General features: G+C 39.7%; 15 protein-coding genes. 6 read left to right on the forward strand and 9 right to left on the reverse strand.

Features of this window, described 5'->3' with window-relative positions; genetic code table 11:
• Positions 1 to 232: 232 nt before the first annotated feature.
• The 3 genes from ABJD71_RS07360 to ABJD71_RS07370 form a co-directional block, all read right to left on the reverse strand.
• Complete coding sequence (locus tag ABJD71_RS07360; protein ID WP_348166802.1) at positions 233 to 748, reverse strand: hypothetical protein; 516 nt, start codon at positions 746 to 748, stop codon at positions 233 to 235.
• Between the two features lie 82 nt (positions 749 to 830).
• A complete protein-coding gene (locus ABJD71_RS07365; protein WP_348166804.1) occupies positions 831 to 1,082 on the reverse strand; it encodes a hypothetical protein in 252 nt (83 codons plus the stop codon).
• A gap of 431 nt (positions 1,083 to 1,513) precedes the next feature.
• On the reverse strand, positions 1,514 to 2,413 hold the full coding sequence (locus tag ABJD71_RS07370) for a LysR family transcriptional regulator (RefSeq protein ID WP_348166807.1): 900 nt from the start codon (positions 2,411 to 2,413) through the stop codon (positions 1,514 to 1,516).
• Between the two features lie 106 nt (positions 2,414 to 2,519).
• On the opposite strand from ABJD71_RS07370, the gene ABJD71_RS07375 reads away from it, so the two are divergent.
• The 5 genes from ABJD71_RS07375 to ABJD71_RS07395 all read left to right on the forward strand — a co-directional run bounded on the left by ABJD71_RS07375 (position 2,520) and on the right by ABJD71_RS07395 (position 9,775).
• Positions 2,520 to 3,890, forward strand: coding sequence for a nucleobase:cation symporter-2 family protein (locus ABJD71_RS07375; RefSeq protein WP_348166810.1), 1,371 nt, complete (start codon positions 2,520 to 2,522; stop codon positions 3,888 to 3,890).
• 6 nt (positions 3,891 to 3,896) lie between these two features.
• Positions 3,897 to 5,270 carry an amidohydrolase gene (locus tag ABJD71_RS07380; protein WP_348166813.1) on the forward strand — a complete coding sequence of 458 codons (1,374 nt, stop codon included), beginning with the start codon at positions 3,897 to 3,899 and terminating at the stop codon, positions 5,268 to 5,270.
• Between the two features lie 30 nt (positions 5,271 to 5,300).
• Positions 5,301 to 6,506, forward strand: a complete 1,206-nt coding sequence (tsgA, locus tag ABJD71_RS07385) for an MFS transporter TsgA (RefSeq protein ID WP_348166815.1) — start codon at positions 5,301 to 5,303, stop codon at positions 6,504 to 6,506.
• Positions 6,503 to 7,474 carry a nucleoside hydrolase gene (locus ABJD71_RS07390; protein ID WP_348166818.1) on the forward strand — a complete coding sequence of 324 codons (972 nt, stop codon included), beginning with the start codon at positions 6,503 to 6,505 and terminating at the stop codon, positions 7,472 to 7,474. The genes tsgA and ABJD71_RS07390 overlap by 4 nt, the downstream gene beginning before the upstream one ends.
• Before the next feature lie 408 nt (positions 7,475 to 7,882).
• Complete coding sequence (locus ABJD71_RS07395) at positions 7,883 to 9,775, forward strand: acyltransferase family protein (RefSeq protein ID WP_348166822.1); 1,893 nt, start codon at positions 7,883 to 7,885, stop codon at positions 9,773 to 9,775.
• An 8-nt stretch (positions 9,776 to 9,783) separates the two neighbouring features.
• Here the strand turns inward: ABJD71_RS07395 and ABJD71_RS07400 are convergent, their stop codons facing one another.
• Positions 9,784 to 11,025: a leucine-rich repeat-containing protein kinase family protein gene (locus tag ABJD71_RS07400; RefSeq protein ID WP_348166825.1), complete on the reverse strand. Its 1,242-nt coding sequence runs from the start codon at positions 11,023 to 11,025 to the stop codon at positions 9,784 to 9,786.
• A 381-nt stretch (positions 11,026 to 11,406) separates the two neighbouring features.
• On the opposite strand from ABJD71_RS07400, the gene ABJD71_RS07405 reads away from it, so the two are divergent.
• Positions 11,407 to 13,713: a diguanylate cyclase gene (locus tag ABJD71_RS07405; RefSeq protein WP_348166829.1), complete on the forward strand. Its 2,307-nt coding sequence runs from the start codon at positions 11,407 to 11,409 to the stop codon at positions 13,711 to 13,713.
• 122 nt (positions 13,714 to 13,835) lie between these two features.
• On the opposite strand, the gene ABJD71_RS07410 is transcribed toward ABJD71_RS07405, so the two are convergent.
• The 5 genes from ABJD71_RS07410 to ABJD71_RS07430 all read right to left on the reverse strand — a co-directional run.
• A complete protein-coding gene (locus ABJD71_RS07410; protein ID WP_348166832.1) occupies positions 13,836 to 14,930 on the reverse strand; it encodes a polysaccharide lyase family 7 protein in 1,095 nt (364 codons plus the stop codon).
• Positions 14,931 to 15,219: 289 nt separating this feature from the next.
• Positions 15,220 to 16,116, reverse strand: a complete 897-nt coding sequence (locus ABJD71_RS07415; RefSeq protein ID WP_348166835.1) for a histone deacetylase — start codon at positions 16,114 to 16,116, stop codon at positions 15,220 to 15,222.
• Between the two features lie 254 nt (positions 16,117 to 16,370).
• Positions 16,371 to 16,565, reverse strand: a complete 195-nt coding sequence (locus tag ABJD71_RS07420; protein WP_348166838.1) for a hypothetical protein — start codon at positions 16,563 to 16,565, stop codon at positions 16,371 to 16,373.
• Positions 16,566 to 17,096: 531 nt separating this feature from the next.
• Positions 17,097 to 17,651, reverse strand: coding sequence for a hypothetical protein (locus ABJD71_RS07425; protein ID WP_348166840.1), 555 nt, complete (start codon positions 17,649 to 17,651; stop codon positions 17,097 to 17,099).
• Positions 17,652 to 17,713: 62 nt separating this feature from the next.
• Positions 17,714 to 18,031, reverse strand: a 318-nt coding sequence (locus tag ABJD71_RS07430; RefSeq protein ID WP_348166843.1) for a hypothetical protein, incomplete at its 5' end; no start/stop codon positions are given.

Here is an 18,031-nt window from a genome sequence, read left to right on the forward strand (position 1 = left end):
GAGCCGCAGGTGCAAAACTGATGAGTTGATTAAATTCACCAGTACCCGAAAAATAAATTCCTGAAAACGCAACTGCGAGGGCTGAATTTCCAAGTGCTTTGCCATTCACTAGCTTTGACCACATTTCTTTAGTACCTAACGCCCGCAAAAAATGCGGATAATGCTTGGCTAAAATTAGCGAAGAATGAGCGCCAGCCAAGCGTTTGACGTCATTTTTGATGCGCTTGTTAAGTTACCTATTTAGACGGTATAAGCCACATTCATTAGCCCATTTTTCAATTTTTTCTGCGTGTTTAGGATTACGTAAATAGAAAACATTAGTGTCGTCCCAGCTTTCAAAATATACAGCCTCCAACTCAGGCAGCACCACTTTATAAAAATGACTACTATCTACATTATGTGGAGCGCACATTAGGTAAGTTTCTTTGGCGGCGTCCGAGGTAAATTTGCGAAAGTGTGGTTTAGCTGAACTCCAACGACCTTTAAATGTAAAGTTTAGAACCTCAGTGTTATCAATTAATTTTTTCGCAAATTTAACGAATTTTGCATCTCTACTTTGTTGCTCTTCATCAGAAACATCAGATAAATATTTAATTGAGTCTTCTGCTCCCAACCAACGGTCGAAAACCGAAACCGCCATGTAAGTATATGCATCTGTATCTTCTACAGCATACAACTTATCAAGATCTGGATACTTTTCTCGCAAGTCTATTTGAGATTTTTTATCCAATGCCAGAAATTTACGCATATCTTTCTTGGTAACTTAACGCTCAATATAACTGGAAAATACGAGCGCTTTATAGCGAGTAGTTTTCCAGTTGATGTTTTTGTTATGTGGCATCGCTTAAACCTATACGTTTTTGAAGTTTTAGCCGCCAATTAACCCAAGCGGTAATTACAAGAATTGGTGGTGAAATCATGTACAGAAAGTAAAGTGTCGTTTCCAATGCAGTCGGCGATGGGCCACAAACGTCTACAGCACACTGAGCTTCAAAACCAAAAATAATTAACGAGGAGAAGAACCAAATAAACGGCCAAAGAATAAAAAACAATAAAACTAGAGTTCCTTTCCAATTACGCATAAGCCCCTCTTGCCACATAACAGTATATTAGCCAGACCGCACGTTTAAGCCACTTTAGGAATAAACGGAATAATGATTCTGGCAATTAATTTACTCCATCTTTTCATATACTTATTGGCTTTCAAAGGGAAATTTTTGATTGGCGTACCATGTAGAAATCATGAGTCTGGATAAATACAGAATACTATATTTTCACTAAAAGCATTAACTTCAACAAAAACAATGAGATAAAATTAATTGGTCTATTTTCAATTATATTTTTTCACAAATAATAACAGTGAAAAATGGGAAATTTTAAAATACGCATTATAACTGTATAAACAAACAGCATAATGATAAATAAAATATGTCAGCCTTCATCGAGTCAATTCGGGTACAGCCTATGCAGTCCTCCATTTTAAATACTGCAAAAAATATCATCACACCTAACGTTACAAAGACACTTGTTTTATCGGCGTCACCCCAAATGCATCTCTTAGCCAGCTGCCTGCTTTTCCTAAACGCTCGCTAGATGACCAGATTAAATCTACGCCCACTTCCCATTCTGTGTGGGGGTATGAGGTAAGCTGCAATTCACATAATTGGTCTTGTAACTGTAAATCTAGCATCAATTGTTTTGGCACAGTGGCCCATCCCATGCCCGTACACAGGGTATTCATTAAGGTGAGATAACTCGACATTTTCCACTGATTGGTGGCACTTAAGTATTCACTAGTGGGCAGTTTTTCTAACAAAGGCGAGTAAACCAATTGCCGGTGTTGATTAAGTTGCTCAAAATTAACCTGTGGCAACTTGGCTAAAGGGTGGTCTTTGTGAACCACATTAGCAAAAATAATATTTCCTAATCTTTTAAAATGTATATCTTTAGGATAGTGAGTGCCTGCACACATAATGCCTAAAGACGCTTCTCCTTGCTCTATCATCTGCTGAATATATTGTGATGATGGGTGTAATATATTTAAATCTACTGGGGCAAAACTGTCAGCAAACCCAGTTAAATTGTGATTTAACAATTGAAACGGAATGGTTTCATCAATGGCGATGGTGACTTGGCTTTCAAGCGCTGCGGCTAAGCTGTTTGCACGGTTTTCCATTGAAGAGCATTGATGCAATATGGCTTCAGCGTCTCGCAGCAATGACTCACCATGCTTAGTCAAAACGGGGTAACGACTACTTCGGTCAAACAAGCTTACCCCAAAATCAATCTCTAAATTTGCCACCGAAATGCTCAAAGCCGACTGCGACTTACCTAATTTTCGAGCGGCTGCCGAAAAGGATTTTTCGTTGGCTACTGCACAAAATGCTGTTAATTGCTCAATAGATAAACGCATAATCACCACAGAAGTATTAAAAATATTAATACTTTCTATTTTGCACACTCTGCCCAGCAGAGTAAATTGAATATATTGCTAACATTTTGTTTTGAGGTTGTAAGAGATGGCATTTATTAAGTCACAGGCAAACCACACACAGAGCAACATCCACCCAGTGGATCAAACCCTGCCCATCGCCCCAACCTTTTTATTAGGGTTACAACATGTATTGGTGATGTATTCAGCTTGCATCATAGTGCCTTTAATTTTAGGGGCAGCACTTAATCTGCCTAAAGAAACCTTGTCACTCATCATCAACGCTGATCTATTCGCGGCAGGACTTGCCACCTTAGTGCAGTGTTTTGGTAATCGTTACTTTGGCATTAAATTACCCATAATGATGGGGGTAACCTTTACGTCTATCGCCCCGATGATTGCCATAGGTGTGAACCCCGAACTAGGCCTGCCAGGCATTTACGGCGCCATTATTGTTTCAGGCATATTAGGCATACTCTTTGCGCCTGTTATGGGCCGTTTAATGAGGTTTTTCCCTCCTGTAGTAACTGGTTCTGTTTTGCTGGTTATTGGCATTAGCTTAATGAAAGTAGGTATTGAATGGTCTGCAGGTGGTAGCCCAACTCTTGCCGATGGTTCAGCTAACCCAGATTTTGGTAAACCTGTTTATCTACTAATTAGCTTAATGCAACTTGGCTTAATTTTACTCATTAACCGATTTGCCAAAGGCTTTTTAAGTAATGTGTCTGTACTGGTTGCCATGTTTGCTGGCTTTGCGGCCGCTTGGTTATTAGGGGATATTTCTCTTGAAGGCATAAGTAATGAGCCTTGGGTTGCTGTTATCAAGCCTTTAAGCCTAGGCATGCCCACCTTTGATTTTTTGGCTATTTGTTCTATGTCATTAGTGATGATGGTCACTATGGTTGAATCCACTGGTATGTTTTTGGCCTTGGGTAAGTTAGTTGATAAAGAAGTAGACCAAAAACAATTAATTAGAGGCTTACGATCCGATGGGCTAGGGACCTTATTAGGTGGCCTTTTCAATGCATTTCCTTACACTTCTTTTTCGCAAAACATAGGGTTAGTCACCATAAGTGGCGTCAAAAGTCGCTACGTTGCTGCTGCTGGTGCATTTATTTTAATTGCCCTTGGCTGCCTGCCTAAAATGGCGTTTATTATTGCGTCTATTCCCCAGTACGCCTTAGGCGCAGCGGCTATGGTGATGTTTGGCACCGTTGCCTTGATGGGGGTACGCATTTTGAGTCAGGTAGAGTTTACAGAGTCCCGCTCTAATTTATTGGTGGTGTCTGCCAGTTTGGGCATAGGCTTAATTCCTATGATCGCCCCAAGTTATTTTCAACATTTACCCCAATGGAGTGCCATTTTTACCGATAGCGGCATCATATTAAGTGTATGCACCGCCATTTTGCTAAACGCCATTTTTAACCAGCCCCACGCTGAACAACACAACAAGGGTTAATTCAATATGACAGCCACACTTTATCAAGCAGACTACCTAGTCACTATGGACAGTAACAACACCATAATTAAAGATGGTGCAGTGTTGGTAGAACAAGGCACTATCAAGCAATTAGGTGTCGCCAGCGAATTAATTGCCCAACACCCAAACGTGGCAGTTAAGGCTTATTCTAAGCGTATTTTGATGCCAGGACTAATCAATACTCACTGCCACTCGGGTATGCTGCGGGGCACGGCTGAAGGCTTGCCAGTGTGGGATTGGCTGCAGCAATATATTGATCCTATGCATAAGGTATTGAACCCCAAAGAAGCGAGTTTATCGTCATGGTTATGCTATGCAGAGGCACTGCTTTCTGGCACTACATGTATAGTGGATATGTGGCGTTACATGGAAGGCAGTGCAGATGCAGCCAAGCAGTTAGGCATTCGAGCTTGCTTAGTGCCTTATGTTGCCGAGCACCCAGAACACGATTATTTCGAAACCCTAGACAGCAACGAAGCACTTATTAATAACTGGCATCAAGAAGCCAACGGCCGCATACAAGTGTGGGTAGGCCTAGAGCATTTATTTTATGCCGTGCCACCAGCCTTAAAACGTATCGCCGATATGTGCCAAGACTACCAAGTGGGCTTTCATACTCACAGTAACGAAAGTAAGTTTGACGTAGAACAAACCCTTGAACGCTATCAAATAAGACCTATTCAAGCCCTTGATAAATTTGGTTTATTGAACGCACCCAAAACCCTTTTAGCACATTGTGTTTGGGCAGATGATAACGAAATTGCATTAATGGCAGAACGTAAAATAGGTGTCGCCCATAACCCCATTAGCAACATGAAACTAGCGTCAGGCGCTGCGCCAATTGTGAAAATGTTAAAAGCGGGTGTGGCTGTTGGTTTAGGCACAGACGGCGAAAAAGAAAACAACAACCTAGACATGTTTGAAGAAATGAAAACATCATCATTACTGGCCAAATTTTCAAGCTTAGATGCCGCAGCCCTTGATGCGTGGGATATATGCCGTATGGCCACTATTGATGGTGCAAAAGCACTAGGCTTAGACAATATCACCGGCTCACTTGAGGTAGGTAAATCTGCTGATATGATTGCGGTTCGCTGCGACACCCCACGAATGACCCCCCTTATCGACTCTGGCCCTTTGATGAATATTCATTACAACTTAGTCCATGCAGTACAAGGCCAAGATGTAGATATGACTATGGTGGCAGGTAAAATATTGGTAGAAAACGGTCGCTTACTAGAACATGATATACAGCACCTCATCGAACAAGTTAACCAAGCGGCTCCTGCTTTATTTGAGCGTCGCCAAGCATGGTTAGATAGTTCAAATGGCGCGACAAAACGCGCACTAACCAGCTAAATAAAAATAATAACATTGGGATAAACGGGGATGAACAAAGCACTTTTAACCATAGTCGCCTTTATGACTTATATGGTGATGGCAGGTCTATTGACGCAAATAGGCGTATTAATATCTCCTGTTGCTGATTACCTCAACATCAGCATTACCCATGCTGCGTCTATGTTTTCGCTGTTAACGGGCGGAGCATTTGCAGGTACTTTTATTGCTATGTTGGTGTATGGGCGTTTTTCTACCAGACTCATATTTCAAGTCAATTACCTAATCTTTATCACGCTACTTATAGTGATGGTGGCCTTAGATATCCGGTTACAGTGGTTGGTTTCTGTTTACTTATTTACACTGGGTATAGGTTGCGGTGTTGGCCTTGCAGGTGGTGCCGTACTAATTGCCAATTTATACAACGAGCAAAAGCGTGCTTCAGCGTTTTTAGCAACAGATTGCTCTTTTAGTTTGGCGGGGTTTATATTCCCTTCATTGGCCGTTGTATTGTTATCAGCTAATCAGTTGTGGACACTCAGCTATGCAGCAGTAGGTGCCATTGCCCTGCTTATTTTAGTGGCTTGCTTCACTTTGACATTTCCTGATACTCACCCTTCACATGTCAACCAAGAACAGGTACCCAAAGCCAAGCCAAATCTAAGTATTTGGACACCAAGAGTATTTATTGTAGCCGCTGCTCTATGCTGCTATTTAACCACTCAAACCACCTTTTTAACTTGGGCACCTAATTACTTACAGCAAGCCCTTAACCTTGATGCCAATCAAGCCGCAGCGGCGGTGGGTAACTATTGGGGGCCTTCTATATTTGGGCTACTTATGGTGACGCTACTGGTGATGAAGGTACCCACGCGCCCCTTATTACTAGGCGTGATAGTCGTCGCCATAGTGTTATCTACATTGCTTTATACAACAGATGATCCCCACTGGTTTTTAACCATAACACTGGGCTTAGGCTTTATGACCTCGTGTATTTTCAAGCTGGGGATCTCGGTGGGCTCACAACAAATAAAAAATGCGCCGCCTATTCTAGTCACCTTTTTACTATGCTCGGCGACGGTAGGCAGTACGTTAGCGCCTGCGTTATCCGCTCTAGTGGTATCGAACTTTGGCGTCAGCAGCGCGATGTTAATGACAGTCATAGGCTTTGTGCTTGTGGCGATTTTGATTTCGACCTGTTTATTACTTGAGAAAAAGGCGCAAGCCATTGAAGCAAACCAAGAGACAAGCGTATGAATACAAAAGTTATTTTTGATACTGACCCGGGCATAGACGATGCCATGGCAATTCTGTTTGCAGAGGCGAGCAGTAAAATTGAGCTACTAGGGATCACCACGGTATTTGGCAACGCCACCATAGAAAACGCGACACGCAATGCCTTGTACCTAAAGCTGCGCTTTAATATGTCAGCAACCGTATGTACAGGCGCTAACACCCCTTTAAACATAGCCGCTGGAGAACCCACTACATTTGTACATGGGCAAAATGGCCTAGGAGATATCGAACTACCCGATACCCTCCCCATTGCTGCCGATGCTCGCTCAGCCCATGACTTCATCATTGAAACCGTACGCAAATACCCTCACGAAATTACCTTAATAGCAGTAGGGCGCTTAACCAATCTCGCCTTGGCTCTGCAAAAAGCCCCAGACATTGCGGCCTTAGTAAAAGAAGTGGTGGTTATGGGCGGCGCTTTTGGCCATAACGGCCATACAGGTAATGTTAGCCCTTATGCAGAGGCCAACATTATAGGCGACCCACATGCTGCTGACATTGTGTTTACTCAACCTTGGCCAGTTACAGTAGTGGGGTTAGATGTTACCCAACAAAGTATTATGAGTAATGACTACATAAAAGCACTTCAAGATCAGTCGGCTACTTACGGAGAGTTTATCTATCAAATCAGTCGCTTTTACAGTGACTTTCACAAAGAAAGCGCGGGATTAGATGGGTTTTATGTACACGACTCATCCGCAGTAGCTTACTTGTTAGCCCCCGAATTATTTAAGGTAAAACAAGGGCCAATACGAGTAATATGCGAAGGCCCAGCCATAGGTATGACACTGTGCAAAACCGCTGAAAAAGTGTTTCCCGTTGATGACTGGCATAATAAGCCCAAACAACAAGTATGTACTGATGTTGATAGCAAAGGGCTACTTGATTTGTATTTTAAGATACTTACTCAGTCACCTAAACCTCTCTAATTTACGCAAGCCATACAAGTACGCAAAGAATTATGTTAAAAATAACATTTGGGAAATATAACTCTCACGTATGCAGACACTGGCCTTAACCAAATACTGTGTTGCTAATAGGTTTATGGACGATTTAACCAATATTTATGCTAAATAATTAATTCTTGGTCCTATGTATTTTGTTGATGTCTTTGCGCTGCGTTAAGTCTAACGACTTTTACAATAGCGAACGCTCAACCTTAGAAGCCAACTAATTGAAACCGTCAAAAATTGACTTACATAATAATGTGTTAGCCGCTGTTGTTACCTTCTTAAAACACAAATAGAAGAAAACTAACCTAACCACAATCTAGAATTCGTAACGGGAACACACTCTGCAAATTTTAATTTCACATGCCAATAAATGGAGCCGTAGCATTGCATTTTAGAAAAGATATAAATGGTTTACGGGCGCTTGCCGTTTTAGCCGTAGTAATTTTCCATTTTATCCCTTCACTGGTACCGGGTGGTTACGCCGGAGTGGATATGTTTTTTGTAATCTCCGGCTTTTTAATGACTGGGATCATCGTCACAGGGATTGAGCAAAACAACTTTTCTATTTTGAATTTTTACATTGCCAGAGCAAACCGCATCATTCCTGCTTTAGCAGCTTTGTGTTTAAGTCTATTGATTTTAGGTGCTATGTTTCTAACGCCTACTGAATACCAAGCCTTAGGTAAACATGTTGCTAGCAGCCTAACATTTGTATCAAATTTACTTTATTGGCAAGAGTCTGGGTATTTTGAAGCCTTGTCACAAAGTAAGTGGCTATTACATACCTGGTCACTGTCAGTTGAATGGCAGTTTTATATTTTATTTCCGGTTTTTCTTCTCATTACCAGTAAAATCACTACCTTGCCGCGTCTTAAAATTTTATTTTTAATGGCGACTGTACTGAGTGTATTAGGTTCGATTATCGCCAATTACAAATGGCCAAACGCCAGCTACTATTTATTACCTACTAGAGCTTGGGAGATGCTAATCGGCGGGCTTGTATACTTCTACCCCTTGCGTATTAGCCAGAAATCCAAACAAGCTTTAGAGTACCTTGGTTTGACCTTAATCATCGCTGCCTTTATCCCCTTATTTGGATTAGCTTATTGGCCTGACTATTTGATATTTATGTCTGTGCTTGGCACTGCTTTCATTATTCAAGCCAACAGAAGCAATAGTTTATTAACCGGCAACCTGTTGTTTCAAAAAATAGGAAAATGGTCATACTCAATATACCTATGGCACTGGCCTATTGTTGTGGCACTGTCTTATTTCGCAATGAACGGAGCCGCTATTTACTTTGGGATAGCACTATCGATATTACTGGGCTTCTTAAGTTACAACCTAATCGAAAAACTAAAATTTAGAAGGCAATTCACAAATGTACGTCAGTGCTTAACATGTAAACCCCTTTATATGGTTGTGATTATCACTGCATTAGGATTATTTTCAAAAATTGAAGATGACTCGGCTCAGAAATTAGAATATGTGGAAAACATTAAACAATTAACGGTTAATAGAGATACCGCCGAACTCCACTATAAATTTCGTTTAACCCCTGCATTTACTAATAACGGTGAAAGCTATCAAACCTCTTTTTTATGCTCCTTAGATGGCAACAAGCAAACTGTCGAGAGCGCCATAGACTGCCTTCAATTTAAACTACAAGACAGTGGTTTTCTAATTTTGGGAGATAGTCACGGTAGAGACTTCCTGCACGCAGTAAAGTTGGCTTATCCTGAAACAAACTTCGCAATGTTATTACAAAGTGCCTGTGTTCCTGCGACCTACAGCCATAAAACTGGAGCAAATAAGCAATGCTTTGAGATGCTAGATGAAATCATTGAACAATTTGTTCTTAAAAACCACGCTTTAAAAGGGATCATCTTTGCCTCTGCTTATGGGGATGATGACGGTATAGAGTCACTTCTCAGTGACATTGACAATAAAGTTTATGGTGATATTCCTCTGTATTTAGTTAACGCAGGCTTCGTATTAGATAACACTGTGGTAGACCTTGCTTCTGAAGCATCTGTTGTTAAAGATGAGTATAAACTAGCAGGAAATGACCAAAAGGCGCGCACAACCAACGAGTTATTAAGCGAAATAAAAGGCGTTAAAGTATTCGACAAGCACGCAGCATTCTGTAAAGAAGACTTATGTCGGCTAAACGACGGCTTAACTCCCCTAGTTTGGGATACTGCACACTTATCGCAGCGGGGCATTGACATAATGGCAGCTACGATTAAAGAGCAGAACTTTTTAGAGACACAATAAGTACCCAGTTACTTCACCACTCTATTCGCCAGCTCAGTATATTGCTGGCTAATTTTATCTTCATCAGCACATACACTTAATAGGTCTTCAATAAAACACCCTAATGCCCTGCGTTCTATTTGTATGATTTGAGCCTGCTGCTTTTCGTTTAACATATAGTACATAGACGCTGCACCAAAATCACCGAATATTATATTGCCATCATCATCAACCAAGGTATTGTGGGCGTATAAATCACCATGACAAACTTGTTTACTATGCAGGTGCGCGAATACCGACTCCATTTGTTCCACTATTTTACTGATGTGAGCAATAGATAAACTCTCGCCTTTTGCGAATGTATCTCGGGTGCAAGACTCAAAGCTGGGTGGTAACCCTAAATTGCGGAAGTGCTTAGGAATAAGCGCCATCACTAAAGCTTTACAATCGTCTTCTTTAATCTGTGCAACTGGCTGAACTAAATTAGGGTGAGCCCCTGCTCTTAAACACGCTTGCATTTCGTCTTCGGGGTAGCCATCGCTAGTTAACTCTCCCTTAAAGACTTTAACGGCGATATCTTGCTCAAGTTCTAATTGAGGCTCTCGCCACGTTGCTTTTGAAATCACCCCAGATGCACCTTGGCCCAGTACATTTTTTACATCAATACTTGAGAAAGCTACCTGAGGTACAAAGTAAGTGTGAGGCTGTACTTGACTAAAAGGGTTGCCAGAAAAGGCTATCCAAGCGAGTTTTGGCAAACCTAATAATTGCTCTGGGCAATGCGTAAGCTTATTCGCAGATATACGCACCAACTCAAGGCTAGTAAGCTGTGAAAGGTTGCTTGGTAATTCAGCTAATTGATTGCCAGCTAACATTAATTTTTGTAGCAAACATCGCTCACCCAAAGACTGAGGCAATGCAGTTATTTGGTTATCAGTCAAAATTAACCAGCGCAACTTTTGAGGAAGCGACGCTTCAGGTACATGCTTTATCTTATTAGCTTTAAAACCCACTATCTCTAGATTAGGACACTTACCTAGACTTTCCGGCAAGGTTTCAAATGGATTATTAGAGGCAAATAGTATTCTGAGTTTAGTTAGTTGCTTTATTTCGTCAGGCAAACTGGTTAATCGATTATTTGATAAATCTAACACCTCTAAACTATCTGCTAAGGATAATATCTCCATGGGAAAATCGGTTAAATCTTCAGATAAAGCTAGCTCTGAAATACCAGCTAAATGACCAGAACGAAGTGCACAAAGAGTTTGCAAAATAAAGCGCCTGCTTGAGTCTAAAACAAAGTGAAAAAGCCTACTGAAAAAGCCTTAGAAAAGAAAGCTGTTCACACTCTGAAAAGTTAAACATTTGAGGTTTATCTTATCTTGTTTTAGGAGTTAACTCGGTGTAGTGCCACACCAGTACATTCGGTATAGGTTAAATTTGCTAGGCTATATTAAAAAAAGAGTCAATAAGTTACCTCTGTGTAATGGTTAATACATTACTTTTCAATATCATACCTTCAATGCTTCATTTTTGAGCTAAACTTATGAATCTTTTACAGTTACTTGGAAGTTTTTGAATAGATGTATTGCTGTGTACCCACGCATAAGGCTAGTCTACTATTGATTAGTTTTTTGATTTTACTGAATCTAATGAACATTGAAGTTCAAGCACAAGAAAATACGACAACTCTTCAGTTAAAGACAAACAATGCTTCTGAACAGCAACGACTACAAGAAGCTAAAGCACTCCGTTTTAACCAACCTAATACAAGTGTCAAACTTGCCAACGAGGCACTTGAACTGGCCAAAAACAACAATAATAAACTGTTAATAGCACAATCCCACTCACTTTTAGCGAGGTTGTTTAGTAAACAGTTAAAGACGCCATCAAAAGCAAGACACCACTTTTACCACGCCATTATGCTCTATAGCGAAATGGATAAAAAAAGTAATCAAATTTCAGATTCAATCGAATACGCAAATTTGTTTTTTAAAGAAAAAGACTTCGACACTGGGCACAAAATCATAGATGAAGCGTTATCAGTAGCTTTGTTACATGGTAAAAATATACTCATCGGTAAAACGTTATCTAGTAAAGGGCGAGCACTTTATGACAATAAAGATTACGTAAAAGCAGAAGATAAATATTTAGACGCTTTACGTTATTTAGCAGCTCAAAACCTTGAAACCAAAATGTTAAAAGCTGGGGCATATCACCAGTTAGGTCAAATTAATAAAAGACTTCAAAAACATAAAAATACGGCCAAATTTCACAAACTTGCATTAACAATATATCAATCTTTAGGAGATCCTAAAATGATTGCGCGCGCTATAAAAAATGTCGCTAGTGCTGAGTTTAAAAAACAAAATTATCTAGAAGCCCTCGATTATGCAATGCGCGGAATTAATTTACTTAAGGACATTGATGAGCCTACTGAGCAAGCTGAGCTGTTAACCCTTATCGGCTTGACGTACCGTAACCTCAATCGCTACGAAACCGCTATAGAGCACTTGATTGAAGCCCAAACAATATATAAAAAACTAGGCAACCTAGGAAAAGTAGCCGATAACTCTAACCAGATAGGGCTCTTGTACACTCGGTTAGAAAAACACCTACAAGCTTACGATTTTTATAAAGTGTCGTTAGCGCTACCTAAAAACCAAGTACCAGTAAAAACTCTCGCTTCTTCCTACAGAGAAATAGCGTTTATTGAATTAGAATTAAAGCACTATGATGTCGCTTTAGACATGGCAAACAAAGCTTATAAAGTTTACAAAAAGAATAATAATCAAAGTAAACAAAGCATTACTGCACGAATTATTGGAGAGGTCTATCATCAAAAAAGAAACGCCTCTAAAGCACTTACCTTTTATCAAGAGTCTCTCTCTTTAGCTGTACAAACTAACAGCCAATTAGATCATGTCAAAGCCTTAAATAAGTTGGGCGAGCTATATATAGATATAGACATAGTGAAAGCAGAACCAATGTTTATTGAAGCTCTAAACATATCCGAAACGGCATCAATGTTACCCGAAAAGGCCGCTGCCTACCGAGGCTTAATAAAGCTTGAACAGCACACTGAAAACTATAAAAAAGCTTTAAAATATTCACAGCAATTAACTGACACAACAGAGCAGATATACCAAATTCGAGAACAACAACGACTTGTTGTAGAAAAAGCAAAGCTCGACTCGCATATTATAGAGGCCGAATTGGTAACCTTAAAAGAGCAAGCCAACTATGACAAATTAACTTTAGAGAAAAACAACAACAGAATAGAGATTGCCCAACAAAAAAATATGATCGCGGAGTTAGAGCTTATAAAGAAAAATTATGCAACGCTGCTTTTAGCTGCACTGTTATTTTTATGTGTTTGTGCTGCATTTTACTTTTATCGAACACTTGGGTTATCTAGAAAGCACAACAGTGTATTAGACTATCAAGCCACCCATGACCCTCTCACCGAATGTTTAAATCGTAGAGGATTGTTTAACATAATCAAGCGGGAGCTTAATACTGCCAACGATTGTGAAAAATATGCTGTAATATTGGCAGATATTGATCATTTTAAAGGTGTTAATGACACTTTTGGTCACGACGCTGGTGATGATGTACTTTGCGGTTTTGTAAACTTGATCAAAACTTGTGTCCGTGACAATGATATTGTCGCTCGTTTTGGTGGTGAAGAGTTCTGCATTGTGCTGACCGATCTAGACCAAGACCGTGTTGAGCATATCGCTGAAAATATGCGTTTTAAAACAGAAAATGCTCATTTCATTAAAAATGTTAATGGTGCCAATCCTACTATAACCTGTAGTTTTGGGGTTTCGTTAGGTAAAAACAGCAGTGACTTACCAAACGAATTAATATCTAGAGCAGATAAAGCCTTATATAGAGCCAAAGAAAACGGGCGTAATAAAGTAGTTGTATGGTCAAACGATCTCGCCTCAAAGTAATCTAAACTTACCCGAAGAAAGGTTGTTTCACAAAACACTGAGTGCGCATAACTTTCAACTGTTTTTAAAATACAAAAACGGGCTATCAAAGCCCGTTCTATGTAAGTTTTACAACCTAGATATTATTCTGAGATAGTAGTTACCCCATGGCCCTCGCGTGGCGACTCGCTTTCAGTCACTTCAAGTTTTGAAAAAGTCACACTTGAATAATCACCATTGGCCTTGTCTTCTTCCCAATTACCCGTTCCAGGGCAAGCTGGATACCAAAAACCAGGATCATCTTTGGCGCTACACTGATTATACGCCCCAGCTTTAAAATAATTAAAATCTAATGTGTATCCATAAGGATGGTCTAACTTATCTAACTCGCCATATGCGTTAACCCCATTTGCTAAATTTATGGCGTACTCAACAGTTTTATGGCCATCAGCTTCAAAAGTTAAATACATTACATCTTTGTGAACATTTACCGCATAACTAAACTCTTCACCAAGAGACAAACCTTCTGTTTCAGGATCATTAGGGTCAAGCCATGTATTCCCCCAGACAGGATAGGCAATGTCTTTGCGGTTGGGATCATCTTTAGGCAAGTTTCTTTCGTAGGTCCAAAAAACAGAACCTGTTTCATGACCAGGGCGTTTCTTAAAGTAAATTTTTAGTGGCTCGTTACCCCATCCAAACCCTTTAACAGGCTTATCCCATTTGGTTGCATGAATCTGACCCACAACAACAGAAAACGCTGGGGCTTTTTCTGGATATTTTGCTCTTAAAGAGACATGGTTCACTTTTAATGTTGCTGCTAACTTTCCACCAATTCGTTTAAACTTTTTAGCGATGGGGTTACTCGCAACGGTAAAATTGTTTTTAGGTGACTGGGTTTTATGACGAGTAGACTTACCCCGCAACATATGACGTAGCTCACTACGAGTATTAGTCGTATTCTTGGTTGTGGCAGCTTTATTTGGTGTAGTAAACACCATGCCACCCTCTTCATCTAGATAGAAGAAGTCAGGATGCTCAAAATCCTGAATTTTTTTAACTGATACCGTATCTGGCTTGCCATCATTGTTTTCATCCGTTGGTAGCGTGATATTCCACTCGCTCAAATCAAATTTATCTGCTGGTATATTGGCAAGTGCAGCTTCAGTAATACCTACAGCTAACACAAGTGTTACCGTTATTTTTTTATAGTTTAAGTACTTAGAAAAAGCGTTCATAAAATCTCATTATTCGTAGGGTATAAAAATATTAAATATGTAACCTGTACCTCGTTGTTAACGATATATCAGGCTCCAGGTCTTTGCCTGAAACACTATATTAACAAATAAAGTCTCCTAGCTCTAACTGCTCTTAAATCTAAAGCAAACGTTCAAAAAAAAACAACCGTAAGTTTCACACCCTCCCACTCCAAAAGTGTTCAGAAAAATGGCTTAACAGATAATGCGGTTTTGGCTAGTTTTTAGAGTGAGTGACTTTGTTGTGATTATTAACGCTATGACTTTGGAGCTAAATCACACCTGCAGCTTTATAAAGCTGAAGATGAACCTCAACCAAATCGTCGATGTTACGCTGGTATCCTCCTCCAATCACAGCAGCAACAGGGACTCCGCGGCGTTTGCATTCGTCAAAAACCAATTTGTCACGTTCGTAAACGCCTTGAGTACTTATTTTCAAGTTCCCCAAATCGTCGGCTTCATGAATATCAACGCCAGCATCGTAAATGACAGCGTCAGGCATCGAAGTATTGAAAGCCACCGCCAGAGCGCACTCTACCGTATGTAAATATTCATCATCAGACATACCTCGCTCTAATGGAAAATCTAGGTCTGATTGTTGCTTTCTTGTGGGGAAGTTCTTCTCGCAATGCAAAGAAACTGTGTATATGGAATCATCTCCAGTGGCTAATAATGCCGTTCCATCACCTTGATGAACATCACAATCAAAGGTTAACACTCTGTCTACCGAATCGTGCTTTAACATATTTTTAGCACTAAGTATGATGTCATTAAAAACGCAGAAGCCCGAACCTAACTCATAAAAAGCATGGTGATAGCCGCCGGTTAAGTTTAAAGCTACGCCATGCTTCATGGCTAATTCACTGGTTAAAACAGTTCCACCGACTGCATGTAAAGTCCGCTCAACAAACTGTTCAGACCAAGGCATACCAATACGTCGTACTGCTTTTTGAGAAATAGTGCCGTCTACAAAGCTTTTTACGTAATTAGCATCATGAGTGAAGAGCAGGTCGTCAATATCAACTTTAGACGGTTTAGAAAACCAGTCATCTGCAACGCCTTCAGCCGCTAGTCTTTGACGGATCCCACTATATTTTTCAATAGGAAACCTATGTTTTGCTGGTAAGGTTAGTTGGCTATAAATTGGATGAAAAACAAGTGGGATCATTTATATCTTCTTCATGGGGTTAGCTTTTTAGCCTCGTCACTTTTACGTGCTGCGTTTATGCTATTTTGCGCGCCTTTGCCACAAGGTTAAAGGGAATTTAAGGCAAAAAAAAGCCTGATAACAAATCAGGCTTAAAAATGAGAACACACATAAAAACTATATAAATAGACGAGGAATGTCGTTATAAGTTCAAAGAGTTTGAATTTTTTGAGTAGCAAACAAGAATTTCAACGACTCTGACGTTTTTGTTCTGGTTATGTACTGTTGTCGGGCGACTCGATTACTAATGTGAAGGAAGAAATACCACCAAGTAAGTGCGTATTTGCAGTTACTGAAACTAATTCCCAACCATCATTTTCCATCTCTTGAATTTGAATGTTAAGTAATTCTAAATCAGGTCCGCCTGACCAGAAATTCTTCTTTTTGTAAAAAATTACAACTTTCTTCATTCACTGCTCCTTTGCTAATGTTTCTCAATAACAATTGAATATGGGGGGCTTGTTTATTGCGCTTTAATCACCAGCGCTGATAGTAAGACATCCAAGATAAAATACTTACGGAACACCATTTAATTCGACAAATACACCGCAACAAAACAATGCCAGAAAAGGTAAAACACTTACCAACTTTAACATGTTTGAATGTACTCGCCATTTAACTACCAATGTAATGATATATGGCACGAAAAGGAATAAACCATAAATTAGCATGAACGCAACAATATACAATTGTTCATGGCGAAGTTCAGCTTCTGGGAATGCTGAATAGTTGTAGATTGAATAAAGAGCAAAAAGCAATAATGGCATAGTTAAAATACTGAGAATTATTAACAGAAATCTTGAGCCTCTCACAAATCTATCCTTGTAAACCTAACGCTTAAGCTAAACAGCAGTTAAGGGGACATTAGCGAAGCCAACGAGAAACTGTCAGATTAAGCTTTTTGTTAGCTGCTTTAGACAAACTTAATACCCCCATTTGAATTACCCTACAGCTCCTCTGACTGGGGAGTTTTTGATATTGAGGTATTTTTCTATTTCTTGCTCAATATACAATGCCTGCTCACTAGCTTCTAAACCGCTTAAAAGTTTAGTGTTCGTACCACTATTTAATATTGCGTGTACTTCATAAGTAACCGTTGTTCCATTCTTACCGCTAGTGACCTTTTCTTTTGTATAGATTTGTTTTAAATCAGCGGATTTCATTTTTTTGTTACCAAACCATGGAATAGGTTTATGATTAATCTCTATGGTTTCCTTGCTAACGAAGACATTTGATTTGTTGAACCAACCAGCAATAGCGTAGTAAGAAATACCAATGCCAGCAGCAACATGAATTAAAGGAAATATTTTAGAAAAGACATCTGCCTCTTCCCCCATATCTGCATAAAATTGCCAAAGAAAACCATTCCAAAATATTGCAAACACAGTCATGAAAATCACTTGCCCGCTAAACCATTTTCGAGATATACGCATATAGTCAGGAAACTCTTGCAACTCTAGTTTCTCTGGGAGCCCTAAGTCCATATGTTCTTTCATTAAAATAATCTCCGTATTTAAGTTCGTAGCTAACGCCCCTGAACAGCTTGTTATATGCCTTACTATTCGATACTCAGCCAATCAATCGATGCTTTATCGATACTTTGTGAAAGACTATTAAACTTTTTTCTTATCAAAAGTTTCTTTTTTTGCTCTAAGGGCTGGAACAACAACTCATAGTCAACTTCTATCTGTTTACACATGAACTTATCTTTGCGCAATAAAAACATGTCATATGGCAAGGCAAAAAGCATGCACATTACGAATACCCCTGAAAAGCAATATCCGAAAGATTTCATAACCTTAAGCAAAGTAATAGTCTCAATATTTTTGAGAGCAACGATCGTAACACCAACCACTATGATTAAGGTTAGATTGAT

It is taken from the genome of Paraglaciecola sp. (assembly GCF_039943935.1).
Taxonomy (GTDB): Bacteria; Pseudomonadota; Gammaproteobacteria; order Enterobacterales; family Alteromonadaceae; genus Paraglaciecola.